The organism is Arsukibacterium indicum (genome assembly GCF_019100565.1).
In the GTDB taxonomy this organism is placed as follows: domain Bacteria; phylum Pseudomonadota; class Gammaproteobacteria; order Enterobacterales; family Alteromonadaceae; genus Alishewanella; species Alishewanella indicum.
On the sequence record NZ_JAHRID010000010.1, the window covers coordinates 1 to 25,497 of the forward strand.

The 25,497-nt window shown below is 47.7% G+C and carries 27 protein-coding genes; 17 read left to right on the forward strand and 10 right to left on the reverse strand.

Annotated elements, in window-relative coordinates:
• The first annotated feature begins 328 nt into the window (after positions 1–328).
• Both KQY15_RS17190 and trmA read left to right on the forward strand, forming a co-directional pair.
• Positions 329–802, forward strand: coding sequence for an RNA recognition motif domain-containing protein (locus KQY15_RS17190; protein WP_217671155.1), 474 nt, complete (start codon positions 329–331; stop codon positions 800–802).
• Between the two features lie 155 nt (positions 803–957).
• Entirely contained in the window at positions 958–2,052 is a 1,095-nt protein-coding gene (trmA, locus tag KQY15_RS17195; protein WP_254795808.1) for a tRNA (uridine(54)-C5)-methyltransferase TrmA, read from the forward strand.
• On the opposite strand, the gene fabR is transcribed toward trmA, so the two are convergent.
• Positions 2,049–2,660 carry an HTH-type transcriptional repressor FabR gene (gene fabR, locus KQY15_RS17200; protein ID WP_217671156.1) on the reverse strand — a complete coding sequence of 204 codons (612 nt, stop codon included), beginning with the start codon at positions 2,658–2,660 and terminating at the stop codon, positions 2,049–2,051. The two genes, trmA and fabR, sit on opposite strands and share 4 nt — an antisense overlap.
• 95 nt (positions 2,661–2,755) lie before the next feature.
• On the opposite strand from fabR, the gene KQY15_RS17205 reads away from it, so the two are divergent.
• From KQY15_RS17205 to KQY15_RS17215, 3 genes are all read left to right on the forward strand, one after another.
• Positions 2,756–3,874: an acyl-CoA desaturase gene (locus KQY15_RS17205; RefSeq protein WP_217671157.1), complete on the forward strand. Its 1,119-nt coding sequence runs from the start codon at positions 2,756–2,758 to the stop codon at positions 3,872–3,874.
• Positions 3,875–3,954: 80 nt separating this feature from the next.
• Positions 3,955–5,382 (forward strand): Si-specific NAD(P)(+) transhydrogenase, encoded by a 1,428-nt coding sequence (gene sthA / locus KQY15_RS17210; RefSeq protein WP_217671158.1) that lies wholly within the window; start codon positions 3,955–3,957, stop codon positions 5,380–5,382.
• 126 nt (positions 5,383–5,508) lie between these two features.
• The gene (locus KQY15_RS17215) at positions 5,509–6,876 is read left to right on the forward strand and encodes a TonB family protein (protein ID WP_217671159.1); all 1,368 of its coding nucleotides are present in this window, start codon (positions 5,509–5,511) and stop codon (positions 6,874–6,876) included.
• Positions 6,877–6,907: 31 nt separating this feature from the next.
• Here the strand turns inward: KQY15_RS17215 and hemE are convergent, their stop codons facing one another.
• On the reverse strand, positions 6,908–7,987 hold the full coding sequence (gene hemE / locus KQY15_RS17220; protein ID WP_217671160.1) for a uroporphyrinogen decarboxylase: 1,080 nt from the start codon (positions 7,985–7,987) through the stop codon (positions 6,908–6,910).
• Between the two features lie 310 nt (positions 7,988–8,297).
• On the reverse strand, positions 8,298–9,083 hold the full coding sequence (gene nudC / locus KQY15_RS17225; RefSeq protein WP_217671161.1) for an NAD(+) diphosphatase: 786 nt from the start codon (positions 9,081–9,083) through the stop codon (positions 8,298–8,300).
• A gap of 164 nt (positions 9,084–9,247) precedes the next feature.
• On the opposite strand from nudC, the gene rsd reads away from it, so the two are divergent.
• Positions 9,248–9,733 carry a sigma D regulator gene (gene rsd, locus KQY15_RS17230; protein ID WP_217671162.1) on the forward strand — a complete coding sequence of 162 codons (486 nt, stop codon included), beginning with the start codon at positions 9,248–9,250 and terminating at the stop codon, positions 9,731–9,733.
• A 59-nt stretch (positions 9,734–9,792) separates the two neighbouring features.
• Here rsd and bamJ read toward each other — a convergent pair whose 3' ends face one another.
• Positions 9,793–10,521: a BamJ family beta-barrel-assembly machinery protein gene (bamJ, locus tag KQY15_RS17235; protein ID WP_254795809.1), complete on the reverse strand. Its 729-nt coding sequence runs from the start codon at positions 10,519–10,521 to the stop codon at positions 9,793–9,795.
• A gap of 104 nt (positions 10,522–10,625) precedes the next feature.
• Between bamJ and KQY15_RS17240 the strand changes: the two genes are divergently transcribed.
• Both KQY15_RS17240 and KQY15_RS17245 read left to right on the forward strand, forming a co-directional pair.
• On the forward strand, positions 10,626–11,597 hold the full coding sequence (locus KQY15_RS17240) for a WD40 repeat domain-containing protein (protein WP_217671163.1): 972 nt from the start codon (positions 10,626–10,628) through the stop codon (positions 11,595–11,597).
• Positions 11,590–11,817 (forward strand): SlyX family protein, encoded by a 228-nt coding sequence (locus tag KQY15_RS17245; RefSeq protein WP_217671164.1) that lies wholly within the window; start codon positions 11,590–11,592, stop codon positions 11,815–11,817. Before KQY15_RS17240 ends, KQY15_RS17245 begins: the two co-directional genes overlap by 8 nt.
• 26 nt (positions 11,818–11,843) lie before the next feature.
• On the opposite strand, the gene KQY15_RS17250 is transcribed toward KQY15_RS17245, so the two are convergent.
• Positions 11,844–12,050 (reverse strand): YheV family putative zinc ribbon protein, encoded by a 207-nt coding sequence (locus KQY15_RS17250; protein ID WP_217671165.1) that lies wholly within the window; start codon positions 12,048–12,050, stop codon positions 11,844–11,846.
• A 101-nt stretch (positions 12,051–12,151) separates the two neighbouring features.
• Between KQY15_RS17250 and KQY15_RS17255 the strand changes: the two genes are divergently transcribed.
• From KQY15_RS17255 to KQY15_RS17265, 3 genes are all read left to right on the forward strand, one after another.
• On the forward strand, positions 12,152–14,059 hold the full coding sequence (locus KQY15_RS17255) for an ATP-binding cassette domain-containing protein (protein WP_217671166.1): 1,908 nt from the start codon (positions 12,152–12,154) through the stop codon (positions 14,057–14,059).
• Entirely contained in the window at positions 14,052–14,528 is a 477-nt protein-coding gene (locus KQY15_RS17260) for a TIGR02444 family protein (RefSeq protein ID WP_217671167.1), read from the forward strand. Before KQY15_RS17255 ends, KQY15_RS17260 begins: the two co-directional genes overlap by 8 nt.
• An 88-nt stretch (positions 14,529–14,616) precedes the next feature.
• Positions 14,617–14,763 (forward strand): DUF3149 domain-containing protein, encoded by a 147-nt coding sequence (locus tag KQY15_RS17265; protein WP_217671168.1) that lies wholly within the window; start codon positions 14,617–14,619, stop codon positions 14,761–14,763.
• Between the two features lie 27 nt (positions 14,764–14,790).
• Here KQY15_RS17265 and fdxA read toward each other — a convergent pair whose 3' ends face one another.
• Positions 14,791–15,114 (reverse strand): ferredoxin FdxA, encoded by a 324-nt coding sequence (gene fdxA / locus KQY15_RS17270; protein WP_217671169.1) that lies wholly within the window; start codon positions 15,112–15,114, stop codon positions 14,791–14,793.
• A 229-nt stretch (positions 15,115–15,343) separates the two neighbouring features.
• On the opposite strand from fdxA, the gene KQY15_RS17275 reads away from it, so the two are divergent.
• From KQY15_RS17275 to KQY15_RS19205, 4 genes are all read left to right on the forward strand, one after another.
• Positions 15,344–15,985: a response regulator gene (locus tag KQY15_RS17275; RefSeq protein WP_217671170.1), complete on the forward strand. Its 642-nt coding sequence runs from the start codon at positions 15,344–15,346 to the stop codon at positions 15,983–15,985.
• The gene (locus KQY15_RS17280; RefSeq protein WP_217671171.1) at positions 15,972–16,394 is read left to right on the forward strand and encodes a response regulator; all 423 of its coding nucleotides are present in this window, start codon (positions 15,972–15,974) and stop codon (positions 16,392–16,394) included. The genes KQY15_RS17275 and KQY15_RS17280 overlap by 14 nt, the downstream gene beginning before the upstream one ends.
• A 158-nt stretch (positions 16,395–16,552) precedes the next feature.
• Complete coding sequence (locus KQY15_RS17285; protein ID WP_217671172.1) at positions 16,553–18,187, forward strand: NAD(P)/FAD-dependent oxidoreductase; 1,635 nt, start codon at positions 16,553–16,555, stop codon at positions 18,185–18,187.
• 5 nt (positions 18,188–18,192) lie between these two features.
• Positions 18,193–18,981 carry a CLCA_X family protein gene (locus tag KQY15_RS19205; RefSeq protein ID WP_217671173.1) on the forward strand — a complete coding sequence of 263 codons (789 nt, stop codon included), beginning with the start codon at positions 18,193–18,195 and terminating at the stop codon, positions 18,979–18,981.
• Here the strand turns inward: KQY15_RS19205 and KQY15_RS17295 are convergent.
• From KQY15_RS17295 to KQY15_RS17305, 3 genes are all read right to left on the reverse strand, one after another.
• On the reverse strand, positions 18,978–20,354 hold the full coding sequence (locus KQY15_RS17295; RefSeq protein WP_217671174.1) for a diguanylate cyclase domain-containing protein: 1,377 nt from the start codon (positions 20,352–20,354) through the stop codon (positions 18,978–18,980). The genes KQY15_RS19205 and KQY15_RS17295 overlap by 4 nt on opposite strands.
• Before the next feature lie 88 nt (positions 20,355–20,442).
• Positions 20,443–21,993 carry a GMC family oxidoreductase gene (locus KQY15_RS17300; protein WP_217671175.1) on the reverse strand — a complete coding sequence of 517 codons (1,551 nt, stop codon included), beginning with the start codon at positions 21,991–21,993 and terminating at the stop codon, positions 20,443–20,445.
• Positions 21,993–22,496 carry a hypothetical protein gene (locus KQY15_RS17305; protein ID WP_217671176.1) on the reverse strand — a complete coding sequence of 168 codons (504 nt, stop codon included), beginning with the start codon at positions 22,494–22,496 and terminating at the stop codon, positions 21,993–21,995. Before KQY15_RS17305 ends, KQY15_RS17300 begins: the two co-directional genes overlap by 1 nt.
• Before the next feature lie 46 nt (positions 22,497–22,542).
• Here KQY15_RS17305 and KQY15_RS17310 point away from each other — a divergent pair, with 46 nt between their 5' ends.
• Both KQY15_RS17310 and KQY15_RS17315 read left to right on the forward strand, forming a co-directional pair.
• On the forward strand, positions 22,543–23,562 hold the full coding sequence (locus KQY15_RS17310) for a hydrolase (protein WP_308160263.1): 1,020 nt from the start codon (positions 22,543–22,545) through the stop codon (positions 23,560–23,562).
• The gene (locus tag KQY15_RS17315; protein WP_217671178.1) at positions 23,559–23,795 is read left to right on the forward strand and encodes a YheU family protein; all 237 of its coding nucleotides are present in this window, start codon (positions 23,559–23,561) and stop codon (positions 23,793–23,795) included. Before KQY15_RS17310 ends, KQY15_RS17315 begins: the two co-directional genes overlap by 4 nt.
• On the opposite strand, the gene KQY15_RS17320 is transcribed toward KQY15_RS17315, so the two are convergent.
• Positions 23,792–25,333, reverse strand: coding sequence for a ParB-like protein (locus KQY15_RS17320; RefSeq protein WP_254795828.1), 1,542 nt, complete (start codon positions 25,331–25,333; stop codon positions 23,792–23,794). The two genes, KQY15_RS17315 and KQY15_RS17320, sit on opposite strands and share 4 nt — an antisense overlap.
• Positions 25,334–25,497: the final 164 nt, after the last annotated feature.

Genomic DNA, 25,497 nt, shown 5'->3' on the forward strand with positions numbered 1-25,497 from the left:
GCGCCATTTTAGTGATTTAAACCTGACTGTCAAGGGTCTTTTTTAAAGATTTTTGCAATCCGGTTTATCTCACCTGAGGCCTGCTTAACGCAGCACCCGTCGGCATGGCGCGCATTGTAGGGGCGTTTTAACTAAGCTGCAAGTGGCTAACCCTTAAATAATTCAGCTTTTATGGTTAACTGCTTATAATTCGCACTTTTTACCTACTTTTACTTGATTATTATTTCCAGCAACAGAATTTTTTCTGTTGGCTGCTTAAGTTCTAACCGCTAATATAGATTCGCTTATTTGTAAGTAATTTTTTTTTCTCTGTATTTAGGAATTAATTATGTTACCAACCTTACGTGCTTCATTACCTTACACACTGGCATTGGCCGTGCTGGCTTATTTTGCGTTTGCATTCTTTACCCTTGAAATTAATCAGGCCTGGTTCGTTGTTATCGGTGTCTTGCTTGCTGGCATATTAGTACCAGTATTGGTGGACGTGAAAGGCGATGAAAGTTCAACCTCAGCAGTACATCACGAGTTTGAAGGTGAGACGGCTACTTTATACGTAGGTAATCTGCCATACCGTGCAAACGAAGATGCCGTGAAAGAACTGTTTTCGTCATATGGTGCTGTAAAAAATGTTCGTTTAATGAAAGACAGGCAAACAGGTCGGCGTCGTGGTTTTGGGTTTGTTGAAGTTTCCGCTAAAGATGCAGCTAAAATAATCAATAAACTTAATGACTTCGAATTCCAGGAAAGAACGTTGAAAGTTCGTGAAGCAAAAGAACGTCAGGAAGACGATAGTCAGCAGTAGATTATCATTTCAAGAGTTCAACCTGAGTCATTGCACGCCGGTATTTTGCCGGCGTTATATATTTCTGTCAGTGCATTACCTGGCTGCAGTATTAACTTCGGTTTGCGTCACAGCCAAAAACACCTAAAATACCCGCCTTTATAATAGCAGCAGAGATGGTTATGCGAATAGGTCAGGTATTTCCGGCAGAATATGAATCACAGTTAACTTCGAAAAAGGCGCTGTTGCAAGACCTGTTCGCACCATACGCATTACCAGAAATTGAGATTTATCGCTCTGAACCAGAACACTACCGGCAACGCGCTGAGTTTAGGATATGGCATGACGGTGATGATATTTACCACGCTATGTTTGATTCAGACACTAAACAAAAAGTCCGGATTGATTACTTTCCGGTAGCGTCGAAGTTAATTGCCGACTTTATGCCGGTTTTGCTCAGCAAAATTCAATTCAACCATGCACTCCGTTATAAACTATACCAAGTTGATTACCTGGCAACTTTATCAGGTGAGCTGCTGATAAGCATGATCTACAAACGACAACTCGATGAGCAGTGGCAACAGGCGGCAAATGACCTGACCAATGAACTGCTTCCTGAATGGAACGTCAAAATAATTGGTCGCTCGCGCAAGCAAAAAGTTGTTCTGAAGGATGACTTTGTAACAGAACGATTTGCGGTAGGCAAAAAGACGCTTGCCTACCAGCAAGTTGAAGGCAGCTTTACTCAGCCAAACGCCGGCGTAAATCAGCAGATGTTAAACTGGGCAGCCAAGATAGCGGGTCAGCTTAATGGTGACTTACTGGAACTGTACTGCGGCAATGCCAATTTCTCCCTGGCTTTGGCTGACTATTTTGAGCAGGTTGTTGCCACAGAAATCTCGCGAACCTCGATAAAGTCGGCTCAGTACAATATCGCACTTAACGGCATTGACAATGTTCAGGTTCTGCAAATGTCCGCTGAAGATGTATCAAAGGCACTGGCTAATGGCTCAGCTTTAAAGCATATCGACCTTGCCAGCATGACCCTGAACACTGTGCTGGTAGATCCACCGCGGGCCGGGCTGGATCCGGATACATTGCAATTGGTAAGTCGTTTCAACGACATTATTTACATTTCCTGCAATCCGCAAACCCTTGCAGATAACTTGCAGATACTTGATAAAACCCACCGGGTTGTTTGTAGCGCGTTATTTGACCAGTTTCCTTACAGCCACCATGTTGAGACCGGTCTCTGGCTACAAAAGCGTTAACTTTTCGCTTTGTTTCTGCCGTAGCTTGCAGCGCCATGTGCTAACCAACGCAATTGAGTGACAGTGCGACTGGTTAAACTGGCGTATTGTTCTGGTGGAGCGTCCAAAGCATCAGCTCCGGTATGAAAAACCAGAGTAACCATCGCTTCAGCCTGCAATTGCGCCAGCTCATCCGGACAGGCTGTCTCTTTACGCAGATAATGCGCCAACTCGGCCGAGAAGTGTTGGATTTCGCGGGCCACTGCCGCCCGAAACGCAGCCGAAGTGCCTGAGCGCTCTCGCAACAGCAACCTGAAGACATTACTGTTACCTGTAACAAACTCCATAAAGGTTTCAATTGATGTACTGATTACGCTGCCATTATTTTCAATTCGCTGTCTTGCCTGACGCATTAACTGGCGCAGCATTAAACCTGCCTCGTCAACTAAGGTTAAACCCAGTTCGTCCATATCGGCAAAATGCCGGTAGAATGAAGTTGGCGCTATGCCAGCTTCCCGGGCAACTTCCCGCAAACTTAAACTAGCGAAACTTTTTTCAGCGCTCAGCTGAGAAAAAGCGGCTTCTATTATAGCCTTACGCGTTCTTTCTTTTTGTTGCGCTCTGCTCACAGCCCATCCTGTCTAAAAATTTGCTATTTTATACCTTGACCTTGCCCTGCTGGCTAGTTAAATTAGCGTACAGTTGTAAGCTCAAAGTGTCTAATATGAAAAAAGCGCCCATAATATGGACCACCACTATTTTATTCAGTGTAACCTTCCTTGTCGCCGCGATTGCTGTGCCCTGGTATGCCCTAGTGGTGGGTTTCGGCTGGTTTGAAATTATCGCCACCATTGTAGCCCTTGGCTACTGCGGTATGTCAATTACTGCAGGTTATCATCGGTTATGGGCCCACAAGACCTACGATGCTCACCCTTTACTGCAATGGTTTTTTGCAATTGGGGGAGCTTTCGCACTGCAAAACAGTGCCTTACACTGGTCATCAGATCACCGCGATCATCACCGGCACGTAGATAATAACGACAAAGATCCCTATTCTGCCGGTCGTGGTTTCTGGTATAGCCACATTGGCTGGATGTTACGTGATTATCAGGGAGATGTTTATAACGATTACTCCAATGTTCGCGATTTACAAAAAAATCGCATTGTTGCCTGGCAACACAAGCATTATCTTTTACTTACAATCGCGACCAATCTGGGTATTCCGGTATTGCTGGGCTGGCTTAGCGGCAACATGCTTGGCATGATATTGAGTGTTGGCGTATTAAGGCTTGTGTTAAGTCATCATTTTACTTTTTTTATTAACTCGCTTGCTCATATCTGGGGTAGTCAACCCTATACCGACAAAAATTCGGCTCGCGACAATGGCGTGCTTGCATTTCTGACTTATGGTGAGGGTTATCATAATTATCACCATATTTTCGAATACGATTACCGAAATGGTATCAGATGGTGGCAGTTTGACCCGACAAAATGGTTAATTAAAACCAGTAGCTTTATTGGTCTGACCCGGAACCTAAGGACTGTACCAGAAGAACGCATTGCCATGGCAAAAGCAAAAATGCAATTAGTGCGGGCCCAACAGAAAGCTCAGTTGCTGCCAAACTCTGAACAGCTCTTGCAACTTTTAGAGCGCGAGTACGAACTACTTGTTGCCAGAATTCAGGATTTTTACCTTCTGAAAAAACAATTTGTGGTTCAGAAAAAGCAAGCCTTGATTGAGCAATACCAATCTGCTGATTTTAAGTTACGGTACCGCGAGTTTAAATACCATCTGCAGCAACAACACCGGCATTGGCAGAGGCTGACAGCCGCTTTTCAATGATACTAAAAAGAGGCTGCGGCCTCTTTTTTTGCGTTAAAGACCTGTTATGCTGACAAGCAACTGATTGCACAGAAAAGGCGATGCTTGTGACCGAGAAAAAGATTACAAAGAAAACGGTATATGATTATGACGCCATAGTTATTGGTACGGGCCCTGGTGGTGAGGGTGCTGCCATGTATCTGGCCAAAAGCGGTAAACGCGTTGCTGCCATAGAACGGTATAAATCAGTTGGTGGCGGCTGTACTCACTGGGGTACTATTCCATCCAAAGCATTACGGCACTCTGTAAGCCGGCTAATCGAATTTAATGAAAATCCGTTGTTTCAATTAGATGATCAACATACCCGCCTGACGTTTTCTCAGATTTTGAAGCACGCGGCCGGCGTTATCCGCAAACAGGTAAAATTAAGAGCCGGCTTCTATGACCGTAACCTCGTTAAAATACATCAGGGCGAAGCTCGCTTCATTGATGCTCACACTCTTGAAATTTCAGACGATGACGGCAGTAGTTATACTCTGAGTGCTGAGAATATTGTTATTGCCACAGGCTCAAGGCCTTATCGCCCACCCCAGGTTAATTTTAACCATACGCGCATTTACGACAGTGACACAATTCTATCGCTGGCCCATGAACCGAAACACATTATTATTTACGGTGCTGGTGTTATTGGTTGTGAGTATGCCTCGATATTCCGTGGCCTTGGCGTAAGAGTTGATCTGGTTAATACCCGGGATCGGCTGTTATCTTTTATGGATGCAGAGATATCAGACTCACTTAGTTATCATTTCTGGAATTCTGGCATGACAATTCGTCATGGTGAAGAGTTTGCTCAGATCGAAGGTCATGAAGACGGAGTAGTGTTGCACTTACAATCAGGCAAAAAGATGAAAGCAGACTGTTTTCTGTTTGCTAATGGCCGTACCGGCAATACTGACATGTTAAATCTGGCGGCAATTAACCTGAACGCAGATAGCAGGGGCTTAGTCAGCGTTAATTCGCGTTACCAGACCAGTATCGACAATATTTATGCGGTTGGTGATGTTATTGGTTACCCGAGTTTAGCCAGTGCAGCATACGATCAGGGCCGCCTGGCAGGCGAAGCTATCGTTAAGGGAAATTTAGATGGGCATCTTATTGCGGATATCCCAGTCGGCATTTATACCATTCCAGAAATGAGTTCCGTCGGTAAAACTGAGCAGGAACTGACCAATGCTAAAATACCGTATGAAGTTGGCCGTGCTCAGTTCAAACACCTGGCAAGAGCGCAAATTGCTAACACCAGTGTGGGTAGTCTGAAAATACTGTTTCACCGTGATACGTTGGAAATACTTGGCATTCACTGTTTTGGTGAGCGTGCAGCAGAAATTGTTCACATCGGCCAGGCGATTATGATGCAGACAAACGGTGGTAATAATCTTAATTATTTTGTTCATACCACATTTAATTATCCTACTATGGCCGAGGCATACCGGGTTGCCGCATTAAATGGCCTCAACCGTCTTTTTTAACAATACAGCAGGAATGATTCATAACAACATGAAAGTAAACAAAATAATTATTTTTGTTTTGACTGATGAATCATTGTAAACTCAATGAAAGAATAAAATTTTGTGGGAAAGTCGTGGAGACCTGTTATGCCAATAGTTCGTATTAGTCTGGCTTGGATTGCAATCTGCTTCTCATGGCATGCTGTTGCAGATTTTCCTACTGCAAAATCGTTATTTGAAAAACAAGAATATCAACTGGCAAAACCCAGGCTGGAAAAACTGGCAGAGCTCGGCCATGTTGAAGCACAATTTCTGGTATCCAGAATTTATGCCGAAGGATTGGGAACAGATGTAGACATCAATAAAGCCTATGCATGGACCCTTATTGCCCGGGATCGGGATCACGCGGAGGCTGCTGAAAATTATCTGACCCTACGACGAAAGCTTGAATCACGCCGCGAAGGCAAGGAAGCGTTTAACGACCTTAACAGCAAATATGGCAAAGAAGCATTGTTTGGCAATTTATATCCAATGGCCAATAGGTTTGTTGTTGGTAGTGGTACAAGAATAAAAGCAATCCGCCAGGATGAACCTAACTATCCCAGTTATTTTGAACGGGGTGGTGTGTCGGCATGGGCGGTGGTTCATTATGATATAAATGAAGACGGTAAAGTCGAAAATGCTAAGGTAGTTGCGTCGTTCCCGGTTGATGGTATTAACGAATATGTTTTGGATGCGGTCAACAGTTGGCGTTTTGAACCGCCAAGAGATTTATATGGCGACACCAAGCGGCTGGAAATGCAATTACACAGTTTTCAGATTAAAGCGAATCAGGGTTCTCAGTCTCGCCGGTTTAACCGTGAAAACAAGGAGTATCTTGATGCAATAGAGGCGGCAGCGAAAGCTGAATTTGCTGAGTATCAGTACCTGTACGCTATTCTGGCAGAAAGTAACATTATCAAAACTGAAAATCCGCTTGAGTGGTATCAGAAAGCGGCCATTAACGGTCATCAAACTGCCCAATACCGGTTGGCGCAGTGTCTGATAACAGGCAATGGTTGCGACAAAGACCGCAGCAAAGCTGTTAACTGGCTGGCGGTAGCAGCCGAAGGCGGTAACCCAAAAGCGGCCTACTTATTGGCACAGGAGTTACTTGACAGCAATAACGTTAACTTTGAGCCACGCAAAGCAGCCCGCTATCTGGAGCTGGCCGCATTGCAAGAGTATATGCCAGCTATAGCAGATTACGCGTCACTACTGGCGATGTCAGATGATCCGCAAATCTATAATCCTAACAAGGCGGTCAGCCTGGCTGAACAAGGACGGGCTATCGACCCTAATCATCCTGATTTATTATCTACGCTGGGCGTAGCCTTTATTGAGCTTGGTCAGCAGGGGCGGGGAGAAACTATGCTACAACAAGCTATAACAGAGGCAAGAAAACGGAACTGGGCAACCCAGAATTTCGAAGACCTGTTACTTGACTACCAGACCTCTGTTGCTGGCACCAATTGAATAAAAAGGCCATCAGATGATGGCCTTTTTATTATTCTTTATCACTGGTATCCAGATGATATGTGCGGCTTAATGACTGCACCGCCTCGATAAACACTCCGGCACGTTCAGGATCCACGTCAGGCGTAATACCGTGCCCCAGATTAAATACATGTCCCGAGCCCTGGCCGAAACTATCTAATATTGATAATACTTCCTGCCGAATCCGCTCTGGCGAGCCAAGCAGCACCGATGGGTCCATATTGCCCTGCAACGCCACTTTGTCGCCTATTCGGGCCCGGGCACTACCAATATCAGTGGTCCAGTCCAGCCCTACCCCGTCGCAGCCTGTCGCAGCAATGGTCTCTAGCCACTGACCACCATTTTTTGTGAATAAAGTTACCGGCACTTTCCGACCATCAGCCTCACGAGTTAGCCCATTAACAATAGTTTGCATATAGCTCAATGAAAACTCTTTGTAGTCGCGCGGAGTCAGAATGCCGCCCCATGTATCAAATATCATTACTGACTGCGCACCGGCAGCAATTTGCGCATTCAGGTAAAGCACAACACTTTGTGCAAGTTTGTCTAACAGCATATGCAGCACTTCAGGTTCACTGTACATCATCTTTTTAATGATACTGAACGTTTTGCTACCGCTGCCTTCCACCATATAGGTTGCCAGAGTCCATGGGCTACCTGAAAAACCAATAAGTGGCACACTACCATTCAGTTCACGACGAATAGTTCGGACGGCATCCATTACATATCTTAATTCTTGCTCCGGATCAGGAATCGGTAAGTTGACCACATCCATAAAATCACGAATTGGTCGCTGGAATTTAGGGCCCTCGCCCTCGCCAAAGTATAACCCCAGGCCCATTGCATCGGGAATAGTTAAAATATCGCTGAACAAAATAGCGGCATCCAGCGCATACCGTCGCAACGGCTGCAACGTCACTTCACACGCTAATTCAGGGTTTTTACACAGTGACATAAAGTCACCTGCCACAGCGCGGGTAGCACGGTACTCTGGCAGATAACGACCAGCTTGTCGCATCATCCAGACTGGTGTCCGGTCCACTGGCTGTTTTAACAGTGCTCGCAGGTAACGGTCGTTTTGTAACTGCATAATTCATTCGCCTTCAATAAAATCTGGGCAAGTTTAGCATCTGTCATCGCCTGACTCTAGGTTATTAATCTGCAGTTCATATTTTTTATGTTCAGTGCTTGTATCGATAAACGCTATCTGTTATAAACTAATTGCGCTAGTGAAGAATTATAAGCGAGAAGCCTGATTTACAGGACCGTGTTGTACCAAGTTAAGCCACATTTTGTGGCTTTTTTATTTGCTGCCATCCATGGCGCAAACCCTTCGGGCCAACTCTTTGCATTGTTAAAAATCTTTCCGGAAGATTTTTTATTTGCTGCCGTTTAGAGAATTATTTTTGCTGTAGTTGCCTGATAATCCTGCCAGACAATGTTTCCGCCGGCGGCACTTCAGGTAAGTCATTTAAATCAAACCAAGCTGCTTCAGCAATTTCGTTCGGCTGACACACAATACTCCCTCGTACGTAGTCTGCAGTAAAACCAGTCATTAACGAATGAGGAAACGGCCAGGGTTGACTGCCAACATATGACAAATTTTTAATATCTACCCCTACCTCTTCTTTGACTTCGCGAACAGCGGCCTGTTCCAGCGTTTCCGCAGACTCCACAAAGCCAGCCAGAATTGAGAAGAAGCCGGGTTTATGCCGGCTGGATCGCGCCAGCAGTATTTGTCCCGGGCGGGTGATACCCACCAGTACGCAGGGGGCAATTCTTGGATAACACCGATGGCCGCACTTATTACAAAGTGCTGCCAGTTCCCAGTTCACCAGATGCATAGCACTGCCGCACTGGCCACAGAAGCGATGAGTTTGTAAAAATAGCGAAACCTGCAGCGCCCGCGCAGCAAGCTGGAATAACTGTTCATCCTGACTCAACAAACTTCGGGCTGAATGCCAGCAGGAATCATCAGTGATTTGATCATGATCTACCAGCAGGTAGCAGGGTTGCTGCTGATACTGACCTAACCAGCAAATTTGCTCAGGCTCTGCCACTATGGCTAAATCTGCCAGTTTACCCTGCGGCACAAGGCCTTTGTCGGTCAGAAACAGCCGCCCTTTGTTAACAACAAACCAGTACCCCGACTGATTTGTTGGCAAAGTAATGCTGTGTTTTATCATGATAATGTCCTTCATTGACATAGTATATTCAGTTACATATCAGTGCACTGTTGCTATGATACGACTTGCTCACTGGGCTGACCAATAAAAAAATGGTTGATTTTTAGTGTGAATTTCTTTTAATTAGAGGTAGCAGAATTTTTACTGCTCTTAAGGAGAAGACAATGTACCGTCGTGTGCAACAAGCGCAACAAAAGTGGGGAGGGTCGTTAACTGCTATAGATAACTGGCTTGACGAGCGTCAGCAGCTTATTGTCAGTTATTGCAAGTTAGCTGGCTTACCTCCATTTGAAAAGGATCGTCATACGTTGCCTGCTCAGGACAAAATCCGCGAATTCTGCCAGCTATTGATGGATTACTTATCTGCCGGTCACTTTGAAGTTTATGAACGCATCGTTGATCAGTGCACCGTAAATGGAACAGACTCCCGAAAATTAGCAGATAGCTTATATCCAAAGATTTCAGTATCAACTGACTTGGCACTAAGCTTTAATGACGCTTACGCTGATCATTTAAGCACCCGTAACAGTGCAGCATTTGATCGGGAATTGTCTGAACTGGGGCAAGCTTTAGAAGAGCGATTTGAGCTGGAAGATGAACTGATTGATACATTACACGCTAAACATACTGATGATAGTGTGTCTGCATAAGTTACCAGGCTTAAGTAAATAGCAGCGACAACCTATTGTTGTCGCTGCCTGACTACTGATTATTCCGCTGAAACAATCTCAAGCAACTCAACTTCAAATACTAAAACGCTATGTGGGGTAATTACGCCCATATCGCGCTCACCATAAGCCAGTTCAGACGGTATGGTAAACTTGTATTTTGAACCCACATTCATCAGCTGCACACCTTCTGTCCAACCTGGTATAACCCGGTTTAACGGAAATTCTGCCGGTGCATCACGATCGTAAGAGCTGTCGAATTTAGTGCCGTCTGTCAACGTACCGGTATAATGCACCTTTACAACATCAGTAGCCGCTGGCTTGGCACCGTCACCTTGCTCCAGTACTTCATATTGTAAACCTGATTCAGTAACCGTTACGCCTTCTTTGCTGGCATTTTGCTCTAAATAAGCTTTACCGGCAGCAATTACCGCTTCAGACTCTGCTGCAGCAATTTCAGCCTGCTTAGCACGATATTGCTCGTCCAGACTGGCCAGTAGCGTTTGAATTTCTTCATCGCTGACACTTGAGTTGCCAGCCAGACCGTCTTTAACACCTTGCATAATCAAATCACTGTTCAGCTCAACAGCAATTTTGTCATATTCCTGAATAGTACTTTCCAGATACCGACCGGCAGATACGCCAAGACTATAAGCCTGTTTTGCTTGCTCGGTATCTAACGCAGGTGCTTCAGGTTGTTGCTCTTTCTGGCAGGCTGATAACGTTAGCATTGCCACGGCAATAAGTGATAATTTGGTTGTTACGCGCATTCATTTCTCCAATTATTGGCAGCCTGGCTGCAAAAGTGTGTTTTAATAATTTGTCAGGTTCTGACCTATACTAACGGTTTGTGCGAATGAGGTTAACACCCGCAATGAAATATCCTGTGCTTTTTCTCACTTTTTTAATGATGTCGTGTACAAAAGTGGAAACAACGGCACTGCAGCAGTGGCAACATGTCGCTCAGGGCAGTTATGCTGCTGAAATAGCCCAAAATGGCAACTTCGCTGTCGTCTCGTCAGTGCAGCACGGTGTAGCATATTGGGATCTGGAAAAAAACGCGCTTAAATACCAGTGGCAACATAACCCGGACCAGGAGAATCTGGTATTCAGTCTGGCTATCAGCCCGGATAACAGTTATGTATTAACAGCTGATCAGCAAACTTTTGCTCTATGGCGCACAGATACTGGCCAGAATGCTGGTTTCTGGCAGCTTGACCAGTCAACAGTGCGCGATGTTGCACTGTCAGCCAATGGCGCACATCTGCTGATAGGTAAAAGTGATGGCGCGGTGCAACATATCACCCTAAGCTCAGGCCGGCGCCTGGAATTTCTGGGGCACAGCGAGAAAATTAACAGCGTGGCAATGTCACCTAATGGTCGCTACGCCCTGACTGGCAGCAATGATTATCAGGCTTACCTGTGGGATACTGACAGCGCTCAGATTATTCATACCTTCAGCCACCCCAGCCGGGTGAGCAAAGTTGCCCTAGATCCCAAAGGTCGCTTTGCCTTTACTGCCGACAGTCAGAGCCTGGCTAGGATTTGGGATATTCAAACCGGAGCGCTGGTCAGTACCCTGCAAATTACCGCGCGCCAGCAAGTATTCAGTGCTGTGCGTTTTAGTGATGATGGCAATTATTTACTTACCGGCGCCCCAACCCGCAACGCTGCCTTGTGGCGGGTAAGTGATGGCCAGGAGCTGCAGCGTTGGCGGGTAACGCCACTGGATGGTAGCCGGCCAGCCGGGGCTGTGGTTCATGCAGTAGCATTCTTAAGCCCAACACGTATAATTACCGAAAGCTCCAGTGGCTTTGCCGAGGTATGGGAAATTAATTATGACTGAGCACGATGCTGCCATGCAGCAACAACTTATTGAGCTGGAAAGTAAATTGGCGTTTCAGGAAGACACTGTTAACAGCCTGAATAATGAATTACATCAACATCAGCAACGGATAGAAAAATTGCAGCAACAGGTGATGTTACTGGCCGAGAAGCTCCGGCAGTTACCAGATGATCAGGGCATATTACGTCCTGAGGAAGAACCACCACCACCACACTATTAGCAGCAGGCAGACATTTCGCCAGCAAACTATTCCGGTTTAAACACGCCAATTACCTGCTCGCTGGCGCGGCTGGCCTTGCTAACCTGCTGGTCTGGCTGCACCATCTGATGGCCGCAACTAACACATTCGACTTTTTCCACATTATTTTCCAGAAATAACATCATGGTATCCATGGCGTGGCACTTCGGGCAACTGGCACCGGCGATAAAACGTTTTTTCTTACGAACAGTCATAGTTATCTCAATTCATTAGTAGCAATTTTCAGCCTGGCCCCTTGGTTTATGCTGGTTATAGCGTAAAATTGGCGCCCTAGTTCAGTATTACAGGTAAAAGCATGATTCAGTTACAGCAGGTTGAACTGCGCCGCGGCCCACAGGCATTGTTTACGAACGCCGATCTTACCGTATTTCCGGGGCAAAAAGTCGGAATAATTGGTGCCAATGGTTGCGGTAAATCCAGCTTGTTTGCTTTGCTGCAAGGGAAACTGCATGCTGATGCCGGTAATATTAACATTCCGGAGCGCTGGGTTATTTCTACTGTTGCTCAGGAAACGCCTGCGCTGGACTGCACCGCCATGGACTATGTGCTGCAGGGCGATGAAAAACTATTCCCGTTGTTAGTTAAAGCGCGCAGTCAGTGCAGTGAAGCGGATTTAGGCGCGGTGCATTTACAGATTGAGGCTATGGACGGTTACCGGGCTGAAGCAAAAGCGGGTGTATTGCTCGACGGTTTGGGTTTTAGTGGTGACGCCCAGCAGCAGGCGGTAAAATCGTTTTCCGGTGGCTGGCGTATGCGCCTGAACCTGGCAAAGGCATTAATGCAACCGGCTGAGTTACTGCTGTTGGATGAGCCAACCAACCACCTGGATTTAGATGCAGTGCTGTGGCTGGAAAAATATCTGGCCAATTATCAGGGCACGCTACTACTGATAAGCCACGACCGGGATTTTCTGGATGCCGTAACGGACAATATTGTCCATATCGAGCGCCAGACTTTAACTCTATACAAAGGTAACTACAGCCAGTTTGAACGCCAGCGCGCTGAGCAATTATCCCAGCACCAGGCCAATTTTGACAAGCAGCAGCGTCAGGTGGCACACCTGCAGAAATTTATCGACCGCTTTAAAGCTCAAGCCACCAAGGCCCGCCAGGCGCAAAGTCGGATAAAAGCGCTGGAGCGGATGACCATCCTGGCACCGGCTCATGTTGATTCGCCATTTAGCTTTAGTTTTCGTGAACCGAAATCACTGCCTAATCCACTGTTAAAAATGGATAACGTACAAGCCGGTTATGCTGATAAAGTGATTTTAAGCCAGATTAAATTTCAGCTGCTGCCCGGCAGCCGCATAGGCCTGCTGGGACGCAATGGCGCCGGTAAATCTACCCTGATAAAACTGCTCTCTGGCAGCATGCAGCCGCAAAGCGGCGAGATCTGGTATGCCAACGGTGTTAGCCTGGGCTATTTTGCCCAGCATCAGCTGGAGACCTTACGTCCGCAAGATTCGCCCCTGCAGCATCTTGTACGATTGGACCCATTAGTTCCCGAGCAAAAACTTCGTGATTTTCTGGGTGGTTTTGGTTTTCATGGCGATAAGGCGCTGGAGGCCTGTGCACCATTTTCCGGCGGCGAAAAAGCCCGGCTGGTGCTGGCATTAATTGTTTATCAGCGCCCTAACCTGCTGCTGCTGGATGAACCTACCAACCACCTTGATTTAGATATGCGTGAAGCTATCGTTATGGCCTTGCAGGAGTTTGAAGGCGCCATTGTTATTGTCTCGCATGACCGCCATTTGCTAAGCAGCTGCACAGACGAATTCTATTTAGTCGCCCATGGCCGGGTAGCACCCTTTGACGGTGATTTAACTGACTACTATCAGTGGCTACAACAAGATGCCCGACAGAGCAACACCAGTAATCAGGCGGATGCGCCCGCCACTGGCAACGTTATTCGCAAAGATCAAAAAAGACTGGAAGCAGATCTACGAAATTTACTGCGGCCATTAAAACAAAAGATTGAAAAGCTGGAGCAACAACAACAAAAATTGACGGAGCAACTGGCCAGCATTGAACAGCAACTGGCTGATGCGGATATTTACAGTGCTGAGCGTAAAGCCGAACTGACTGCCTTATTAGCGAAACAAGCTACTGCCAGCAGCACCCTGGCCAGTATTGAAGAAGATTGGTTTCTGGCTCAGGAAGAGCTGGAGCAAAAAACAGAGCAGTTCTGGAAAAATAATGGTTAGCAGGCCATCAGCAGAAGCACTCTGGCAGTTTAGTCTGGCCTTGTATCCCAAAGTCCAGTCCCTCTGTCTGCAGTGGCAGGATAACTTCGGAGTGAATATCAATTTACTGTTGCTGTTGTGCTATCTGGAGCAACAGCAACTTAGCCTCACTCATCAGCAACTGCTGCAGCTGACAGCAGAGTTGGAGCAGTTTAGTAGTCAGTTTACCAAACCATTGCGTGCCTTACGCCGCAAGAGCAGCAGTGCCAGCCTGTCAACCAGCCAGCAGCAACAACTTAAGCAAAGCTTACTACAGGCCGAACTTAAGCTGGAGCAGCTTGAACAACAGCTGTTGCTTAAACATTGCCCCTCGTTAACAACCAACGCCAAGCCACTACTTGAGCTGTATTTTTCGCAAATAAATGCGAAAAGCCCTGCACTTGCGGCGCAAATTATTGATCTGCGTCAAGCCTGCCGCCAACTGAACTAGCCACGCTGTCAAACTTTGATCTGTGTCACTTCACCGTCTGAGGCCACTGCCTAAACTGTGCTTACATACATAGCAAGAGGGTAAGGTTATGAACCTGTGGCATGAATTTCTAAACGATCCGGTAATTTTTATTTCTTTTAGCGGGCTGGCCATCGTCATTGGCCTCTGCCTGTTTTACGCCATCTATTTTATCTATAAAATTGACCACGATGTGCCAGAGTCAAAGCAGCAATAAAGCCGGTTTGCGGCGGAAAGCTCTGCTTCAAGTTTCCAGATAACTCAGTTTGTCCGGCACACCATTCCAGTTATCAGCATCGGCTGGCGGGGCTTTTACTTCGCGGATATTGGGCCATAGCTCGGCCAATTCTGCATTAAGTGCGATAAAACCTTGCTGATCAGCAGGCACTTTATCTTCCTGTACTATGGCGTTGGCCGGGCATTCTGGTTCGCACAGGGCACAATCGATACAAATTGTCGGGCTTATCGCCAGAAAATTGGGCCCTTCAAAAAACGCATCTACTGGGCATACTGCTACGCAATCGGTATATTTGCATTTAATACAATTATCCAGCACCACAAAGGCCATAACGCTAATGTTCCTGTTAAATGAGGTTTGTTGTCCCCTAAGAAGAGATCATACTGCAGCAATCAAAAAAAACAAACTGGCTTCAATCCAGTTGTCCATAAACCAAACTACGTACCTGACTTTATGCCTGCTTGCTAAAAGTGTCCGAACCCTATAACGTAAAATTATCTGCGGTACCGGATCTTTGTATCTGGTGCTACTTAATTATGGCTGTGTCTCAGGAGCCAACATGACCAGCAGCAAGCAAATTTTAATCGCTGAAGACGATAGCTTTTTGCTGTCGCTACTTGAGCTGCAGTGCAGCAGTATGAATATGCAAACATGCTGCGTAGAAAACGGCGAGCAATTGATTGCAGAAGCGCTTAGTTATCAATACGATATTATATTAACCGATATTCAGATGCCATTGTGTGACGGTATTCAGGCAATGCAGATACTACGGCGCCTTGGCTATGACCGCCCGATATTTGCGATGTCGGCTGATAGTCTGGACTGCGCAGGTTTCGATTGTATTTTACAAAAACCAGTAGACATTGATCAGCTGGCTGGGCTGTGTGACCAAACACCGCAACAACATAAAGTTCAGCTACAAATCAACAGCGAGCTCACTGACCTTTTTTACCAGAATTTAGCCCAGCTTAGCCAGGATTTTACTACCGCACTCCAGCAACAGGATGTCACGACGATGCGGCAAATCTGCCATAAAATTAAGGGCGGAGCTGCAAGTTTTGGTCACATGAATCTGAGCCAGCTGGCTGACCGCATGCAGCACCGACTTGCTAATGATAGCCCTGACAACACGCTGTTTCAGGAATCCAGACAGTTTCTGCTGATATTGCAGCAATCGGGGGCAGACAATGAGGCAACCTAAAATATTGTTGGTAGATGACGTTGATTACAGTCGCCAACTGCTGCGAAACAATATCATGGCGCTGGCTGCTACCAAGTTGCTGAAAAATCGCAGTTACAATTTTTTCAACGCAGGCACTGCAACAGATGCCAATATTTTATTCAGATTGCACCAGCCCGATGTTGTATTCCTTGATATTGAGCTACCAGACCAGTCCGGCCTGGAGCTATTAGCACAGTTTAAACAACAAAAACCTGAATGTTGTATCGTTATGATAAGTGGCGCCAGCACGCTGGAGAATGTTACCCAAAGCATTAAAATGGGCGCAGCTACCTTTATTGTAAAACCCTTTAGTGGCGATAAAATTCTGGCAGCAATGCGATTAATGGAAAAACGATTTCATCAGATAACTACGTTAAATGATTCCTGACGCTAAGCTTAAAATGACTTACATGACATCTTTGACCGATATTCATATAACCGCTGCAAAACCCTTACGGACATTCGCTGCAGCTTGGCGTAAAATAGCGCCATCTTGTGAGCGGCTGGCCTGTTGCCTGGTCGCAATGACACCGATACGGAACCTCTATGCTGCGCCTGACCGAAATAAAACTACCACTAAACCACGATGAAAAAGCGCTAACTGCTGCTATTTTAAGTAAATTACAGATAAACGCTGAGCAACTTCACAGCTTTACTGTATTCAAACGCGGCTTTGATGCCCGCAAAAAAACTGATATTCAGTTAATTTACACTCTGGATTTAGAGGTAGAGAACGAAGCGCAGCTGTTAGCCACCTTTGCCAGCGATCAGCATGTTAAACCCTCGCCTGATACCAGCTATAAATTTGTCGCCCGGGCGCCGGCTGAATTAGCCGAACGACCAATTGTGATTGGCCTTGGCCCCTGTGGTTTATTTGCCGGTTTACTATTAGCGCAAATGGGCTTTAAACCAATTATTTTGGAGCGCGGTAAAGAAGTACGTGAGCGCACCAAAGACACCTTTGGCTTCTGGCGTGGCAAAGCGCTAAACCCAGAATCAAACGTGCAATATGGCGAAGGCGGAGCCGGTACCTTTTCTGATGGCAAGCTTTACAGCCAGGTAAAAGATCCGAAGCATTATGGCCGCAAAGTAATGAGCGAATTTGTGGCAGCCGGTGCGCCTGAAGAGATCATGTACGTCAGTAAGCCGCATATCGGTACCTTTAAGCTGGTGGCGATGGTTGAAAAAATGCGGGCGAAAATCATCGAGCTGGGCGGCGAAATCCGCTTTAGTAGCAAAGTCGAAAAACTGCATATTGATAATGGCCAGTTAACCGGTTTAACTCTGGCCAGCGGCGAGCAACTGCACAGCAAACATGTGGTGCTGGCGGTTGGCCACAGTGCCCGTGATACCTTTCAGATGCTGTACGATCAGGGCGTGCATATTGAAGCCAAGCCGTTCTCTATTGGCTTTCGGATAGAGCACGAGCAATCGATGATAGACGAGTGCCGGTTTGGTCCTAATGCCGGCAACCCGATTCTGGGCGCTGCGGATTATAAATTGGTGCACCATTGCAGCAATAACCGCACTGTTTACAGTTTTTGTATGTGCCCGGGCGGCACCGTGGTGGCCGCAGCCTCTGAGCCAGGCCGGGTAGTCACCAACGGAATGAGCCAGTACTCACGCCACGAGCGTAATGCCAACAGCGCCATTGTGGTGGGTATTGACCCCGAGCGTGATTACCCTGGCCACCCACTGGCAGGTATCGCCCTGCAGCGCCAGCTGGAAGAGCAGGCCTTTAAAGTCGGCGGCGAAAGCTACCACGCACCAGCGCAACTGATTGGTGACTTTTTAAAAGGCCGCGCTTCTGCCGGGCTTGGCGAAGTAAAGCCGTCTTATACTCCGGGTATTACCTTAACCGATCTGACTCAGGTGCTGCCCGACTTTGCCATCGCGGCTATTCGCGAAGCGATACCGGCGTTTGACCGTCAGATTAAAGGTTTTGCCAAAGCTGATGGTTTGTTAACCGGCGTGGAAACCCGCACCTCGTCGCCCATTTGCATTAAACGCGGCAGCGATTATCAAAGCATTAATGTCAGAGGCCTGTATCCGGCCGGGGAAGGCGCAGGCTATGCCGGTGGTATTTTATCAGCCGGCATTGATGGCATAAAAGTGGCCGAAGCGCTGGCACTGGCCATGCTGGATGCTGATTCTGCTACTGATAATACTGCGACTGCATAACCACCGTGCCTGACGGACTTCGCCGGCAGTACTACCGCAATGGCCCGCCACACCGGGCCGGTGCCGATGTCAGTTTTGGTGATTTAGTTAAGATATTCGGTTTTAACAGCATTCATATTGGCCGCTGGGTACAACGTGCCGAGCAACAGCAGGCGGCTAATTTATTCTTCGATGCGCTGTGCGATTTGCAGCTGTTATTGCAAGTTCCTGAGCAGGTTATTTCGCTTAATGGCAGCCTGGCGCTGACTTATGGCATTGGCGGTCAGCGCGGTGTCTGCGCTCACTATCAGCCACAAGGTCGCATTCTGGCACTGGCCAAAAACGCCGGTGGCGGCAGCCTGGCCCATGAATGGTTTCATGCTTTTGATCACTATATTTCCAGCAAGATGTTCAGCCCGGCACCTTCCGGCAACCGCTTTGCCAGCCGCTGCTATCTGGATGGCCTGCCTGTGCGCACCCACCCGCTGAATGATCTGCTGCAGCAGGCTTTTCAGACTTTATATCTATCGGATGATGGCCAGAACGAAAGCGCCTTTTTCAACCAGTGCCGCGTACTGGATGCCTCGCGCCAGCAGCTGTATCTGGCAATGCCGGAAGAAATGGCCGCCCGGGCATTTGAGAATATGCTGCAGCGTCAGCCATTAAAAAACAGTTTTCTGGTGTCAGGCACTTTGCAAAGCAAGGCCGCTAAGTTGGGGATTTATCCGGACGAGCCTCTAAGCCACGCCCTTAGCCAGCTTTGGCTGCCGTATTTTCAAGCGTTGGGCGCCGGTTTACGTCGAAAACCAGCTTAATTAGCCGCATGGTTGAGCAGTAATTTGTTATTGCTAAGCACAACTTTATTGCCACCGGCCTGCTTTGCCTGATACATCGCTGCATCGGCCTGCTGTATCAGCGCGTTTTGGACAGAACCATGTTCCGGATACAAGGCAACACCGATACTGGGATAAATACTCAGTCGCTGACAATTAATCAGAAATGGCTGACCGAGCATCTGCCGAACGTGCTCAGCCAGTTGCAAGGCTATGCTGTCATTCGCTACCTGCTCTAAAAGCACAACAAACTCATCACCACCAAAACGGGCTACTGTATCGGTTTGCCGGATCGCCTGTTGCAGACGCTGCGCCGCTATCTGTAACACCTCATCACCGACATTATGGCCAAAACTATCATTGATATGTTTAAACTTATCTAAATCGACATAGAGTAAAGCCAGGCTGAATTGCTCGCGCTCTGCCCTGGCCAATGCTGAATGTATTCGGTCCTGAAAAAGCTCCCGGTTTGGTAAGCTGGTTAGCTGATCATATAACGCATGATGCTTTAACCTGGCCAGCATCTGCTTGCGCTCGATAGATACCGCTACCTGGGTAGCCACAAATTCCAGCATTTCCAGATCAGCATTACTGTATGCCGCTGCCTGAACTGTATTCTGCACCAGCAAAACCCCAATAATTCCACTGTGCGTTTTCAACGGTACCGCTAAAGCATTAAGATCTGCAACTAGCGCAGTCAGCCTTTGGCCAGAACTTTGCGCTGCTTGCTGCGGGCCATAAAATAGTCTGCTCTGGCCACTGTCAATAACCTGCTTGCATAACTCAGCCGTTAAAGTCTGCTTGCTTAGTGGTGTTTCGGTGGTACTGTTGTAGCCAAAACTCAAACCAGTTTGGCTATCATGCCGGGCAATGGCAAAGCTATGCATTGGCATCAGGCCGGCAATAATCTGGTGAATATGCTGATATAGCTGGTCGATGTCGTCTGCGGCAAACGCCGCTTCTGCTATGGCATAGAGTGCTGCCTGGCGGCGCTGTGCCAGTTTCAGGCTGCTGATATCACGTGCCACCGCAACCCGTTGCTGCTTATCGTCCGACCAGCGAGCCGACCAGAGCAAATGTACCACTGAGCCATCTTTACGAATATAACGGTTTTCGAAATCCAGTTTTACGGTGCCTTTGTTTATTTGCTCGGCAGTAGCCAGTGTTAAAGGCTGATCATCCGGGTGAATAAAATCCAGCATGGAGCGGCCGATCATTTCCTGCGGTTTGTAACCAAAAATGCGCTCTGCCCCTGCGCTGACAAATTGAAAGCGTCCTTGTTTATCCACTGCACAGACCGCGTCCAGCAGTAAATCAATGTAATTACTCAATACCGTATAACTGGGTTCGGTCATATTCAGCTTCGCAATTTAAATTGCTGTTGTCCGGGCGTTAACCCCCGGCTGTCATATTTAACAATAGCATGAAATTGGCAAAGGCCAACTATGCCTTAGCCAGCTCTGCCAGTAAGGTATGGCAATTGCGCCAGGTCATGCCGTATATCGTCAACTGCGGGTTGGCGCCTAGGCTGGTAGGCAGAATGGAACCGTCGAATATCGACAGGTTTTGCAGCTGATGATGCCGGCCATCTTGGTTAACTACCCCTTTCGCCGGCTCAGCACTCATATTACAGCCGCCCATCACATGGGCTGACGCCACGGTTTGCCGGTATTTTTGCATAGGCAGTACCTCGATAGCGGCTTTTGCCTCACGCCAGCTGCTGTACAACCTGGCATCATGATGAATGGGTAATACCTGTTTCGCCCCGGCAGCAAACTGCATTTCAGCCATCGACAGCAAGGCTCGACGGGCGCCCTGCCATAGATAATCAGATATTGGATAGTCCAGCTGTGGCTGTTGCTGACTGTCTAAACTTACCGTGCCGCCCTGACTTTGCGGATGAAAGCCATCTCGCAATAGCGCAATACTCACCTGCAACTTGTTAAACTGCTGCATTAAAGCAGCATGCTGCTCACCGGTACCAATCAACTTCGTCGCCATTAATACCGGATGCACCGGGGCAGTCTCCAATTTATAGCCAATCTCGTCACCTGCTGGCCAGACAAACTGATCGGAATAAACCGACTGTGGTGCACCGGCATGGCCATTTATGTCGTCAGCAAACAACGCACCGCTAATTAGTGACGGATGCAGGTAGGTATGCTTGCCCAGCCGCCCCGAAGGGTTAGGCACTTTAGAGCGCAGCAATACAGCGGGTGAGCCAATGGCACCGGCCGCCAGAATATAGTGTTTGGCGCGAATTCGGATGCGAATATCACTGCGCGGCTGAAAATGCTGATCAACCGGTACCGCTTCAAGCCCGTTAACCTTATCGCCCTTCCAGCGCAGTTGCCGTACCGAAACCCGTGAAATAAGCGTCGCGCCCAGCGCCATCGCCGCCGGTATGGTACTGACCAGCATCGATTGTTTACCATTGATCGGGCAGCCCATGCCACAATAGCCTAAATTAGCGCAGCCATTGACGTTGCGGTTTATCACCGTATATTCCCAGCCCAATGCTTCGCAGCCCCGTTGCAGTGCACTGTTATTGCCGTTAGGCGGTATTGGCCAGGGTGTAATATTCAACCGTTGCTCGGCTTTGACAAAATATGGCGCTAGCTCATCTGCACCGGCAAAATTTAAACCAAACTCGCTTTGCCAATAATCCAATGTGGGTTGCGGCGTGCGAATAGAAGTAGTCCAGTTAACAGTGGTAGAGCCGCCAACCGTGCGCCCCTGCAAAATACCAATAGCACCATCTCGGGTTTGCCGCGCTGCGCCTTCCTGATATAAATGCGGGTAAGCCCAGCGCTCTTCCATCACAAAATCAGCGCGGGTGTAATAAGCTCCCTCTTCTAACAGCAACACCTTAAAACCCGCCTGAGCCAATTGCTCAGCGGCAATGCCGCCACCGGCACCAGAGCCGATAATTGCAATATCAGCGTCAAACTGCTGATCTTCAGTAAACTGGCTGGCATCCAGGTGATTAGTCATTAACGAAACCTCGGTGCAGTATACGCCAGTAGCTGCCAGTGCTCGGGCTGACCATAATAAGCGCCATACAATAAAGCACGCAGGCCATGATAAGCTTGCTGCAATACCTCAAGATAACTGTCGCGCCAGCTATCCAATAATGCCAAGCGCTGCTGAATGCTTAAATCCACCAGCTGAGTTAAATGGCCGGTCAGGCCCAACCGGCTGAACCGGTTGGCTAACAAATTAAACAGCTGATGAAGTTCCTGCTGCTGACGTAACGGCAAAAAGGCCAGATAATCATTCACCGCCGCTTTAGTTCGCGCAAGTTCAGCGGCAGCCAAGGTCGCATCTTGGGGCAAAGCGCCGTACAATAGCGCAGGCAATACGGCCGACAGCACTAAGTCACGATTGTTATCATCAGCGTTCAGGCTTTGCCGCCAGCCATGCCAGGTTAAGGTGACACCTAAACTGGCTGCAGCAGCGAGCGCTATACCGGATAAAATAAATTGCCGCCGAACCATAGTGCTGTACCAGTAGTAGAATTTAAGCCATTGTTTATCAGGATACGTGCATTTGCAAGCTCAGCTCAGACCAGTACCAAAGCAGCACTCCCAGGCGCCTTTTCAACCCGCCTGGTGGTTACGCCATGCTCACCTGCAAACGGTGTTTGCCAAATATTTAAGCCCGAAACACCTAATTAATACCGAAGTTGAAATATTCAGCCTGCCCGATGGTGATGAGCTGCAACTAAACTGGTTGCATGCCAAAAATGCGACAGACACCACCCCGCTGCTGCTTTTGTTGCATGGCCTGGCTGGCGATATAAACAGCCATTACATTCAGGCGATGTTGGCACAAAGTCAGATATTAGATTGGAATGCAGTAATGCTGCATTTTCGCGGCTGCAATGGGAAACCAAATAAATTACCCCGGGCCTATCACAGTGGTGACACCGCAGATGTGGCGCTGGTAATAAAAGAAATAAAACGGCGCTACCCTACCCGGCCTCTGGTGGCTATAGGTTATTCGCTTGGCGGCAATGTGCTGTTAAAATACTGTGGCGAGCAGGCTTATGCCAACCCGCTGGCAGCAGCTATCGCAGTATGCCCGCCTTTGTCTTTATCAGCTTGCGCCAAGCGTATTAATACCGGTAGCAGCAAGTTATATCAACGCTATTTACTGGACCGCCTAAAACGCAGTACCTTACTAAAACTACAGCAATTTACTGATTTTCCGCTGCCGTTAACAGCCGAAAAAGTACTGGGTTTTGCCAGTATTGAACAGTTTGACGAACACTATACCGCACCGATACATGGCTTTTTAAACGCACAGGATTACTATCAAAAAGCCAGCGCTAAGGCCTATTTAAAGCATATTGAAATACCAACACTTATTATCCACGCTCAGGACGACCCTTTTTTAAGTGACGACGTTATTCCGGCGGCAGCAGAGTTGAATGACAATATTCACTATGAATTAACCACTGGTGGCGGTCACGTCGGCTTTGTGTATGGTAGCCCGCTAAAACCCCGGTTCTGGCTTAACCAGCGTATTCCGGCCTTTATAAAGCAGCAATTTAACTTATGATAATTCCTTACCACCAACTGGATCAGGATACTCTGAATAATCTGATTGAATACTATGTACTGCGCGAAGGCACCGACTACGGCGAGCAGGAAGTGTCGCTGCCACAAAAAGTCACCGCAGTGAGACGCCAGCTAAAAAGCGGTGAAGTCGTAATCGTGTATTCAGAGTTACATGAAACCGTCAACCTGATGCCGAAACAGCAGTTTCTAAAGGATCAACACAGCCAGCCTTAAAGCTGGCTGATATCTAACAACGCCATTGCTGCCGCTTTGTCTTCAATACGCTGCACGCTTATATCACCGGCAGCGCCTTTGTAATGTTCAAACCATAGTTGCAGCTGCTCTGTTACCCCGGGAAACTGGCGTTGTAACTCAGCCAGGTCAGTAACATCAGAGAATACCCCGGATAACGGCACTGCCAGTAGTTTATCATCCTGCTCGCCGTTATCCAGCATCCGCATTACCGCGACCAAACGTACCTGCTGAACCGTGCCCTGAGGCAATGCCTGCCCCAGCACCACCACATCCAGCGGGTCACCATCACCACCCCGCTCTTTTGTCAGCATAGTGTTACTGACAATACCGTAGTTCGCCGGATAGGCCAGATAATGAATTTGCCGTAGTTTGCCCTGTTGTTGCTCCCACTCCAGCTGCAGCGGCGCTGCTTTATCTTGCTGCCATTTGGCATTGCTGCCAGCAGGAATTTCAATCAAAACGTTAACACTGCCATCCGCATTTGCTGCTGGCGGCATTTGCAGTAGTCCGGTAGCCAATTTGGCTCTATCTAAATATTGACGCTTATCACATTGTATTGGCATGCCACGCTGGCTCAGAGCGATACCGAGCACACCCATAGTGTCTCCTGCGGCTTCGCGATGACACAATAACTGGTTAAGCCTTACGTAGTCTGTCTTACCGCGCCAGCCTAACTGCTCCGCCGTAATGTCACCAAAAATGATGCTACCTTTATCAAGACGCATTAAATGGCTATGAATTCGCTCCAGCCATTGCAGATACTCAGCCGCACTGTAGTAGCCAGGAAATTGCAACTCGCTCTGCGCCCGTAAATACTGTGCCCAGTAAAACTCCACAAAAGGAATGGCTGGTTTCGGCTTGGCCCATACCCCATCGCGTAAAAAATAAAGCGCCGCCCGGTATGGGTCGTTCTGCAAACTTTGCCGGCCCAGATTGCCCGGCAGTTCCTGATACCCTATTCGCCCGCCCGCGGCATCGTAAAGCCAGGCGTTACCCTGCTGCACCATCTGCTGCCAGAATGCCGAGGGCTCTGTCGACTCCAGCTTCGCCTGAACATAAACCGTTACGATAAGTTCAGGCCCTCCTTCTGGCATGTCATAAAAGGCGGAAAACGTATGATGACCATCGGTAAGATACAGCTGGTTATCAGCTCCCACTACTACCGTTTTTAATTGCTTAGTGTTGCGCACTTTGCTGCCGGCATTGCTGCAGCGATAACTATCAGGTTGGTTAGGTGCTGATTGCTTATTAAAACTTACCTGCCGACCCCAGCCGGCGTTTTCGCAAAGATCAGCAAACATTTGCTGACGATTATCGCGGTACAACGCCAGTTTGTAGTTCACCTGTTCATGGGCAATAACACTCTGGGTCGGCCGTAAGTTGCCCAGTGGCACTTCGAGTATGCGTCCGGCAACAGCATTTCCCAATAGCGTACTTTCAGCAGTCTTGTTTGCTTGCTGACCATAGCTGTAAAGAGGTAGCACACAGCAGCACCACACCAATACACGAAACCACATGATCACGGCACACCCCCTGTAACTCATTAATTTAAATAACAATACAAGTTGTAAGTGACATTATCATGACAAAAAAACTGCGCATTTACAGTCATATCAGTGAAATTTAAATGTCATTTCTTTGCAACTTAAAGCTATTAACATTTGCAAATCACTAAAAATAA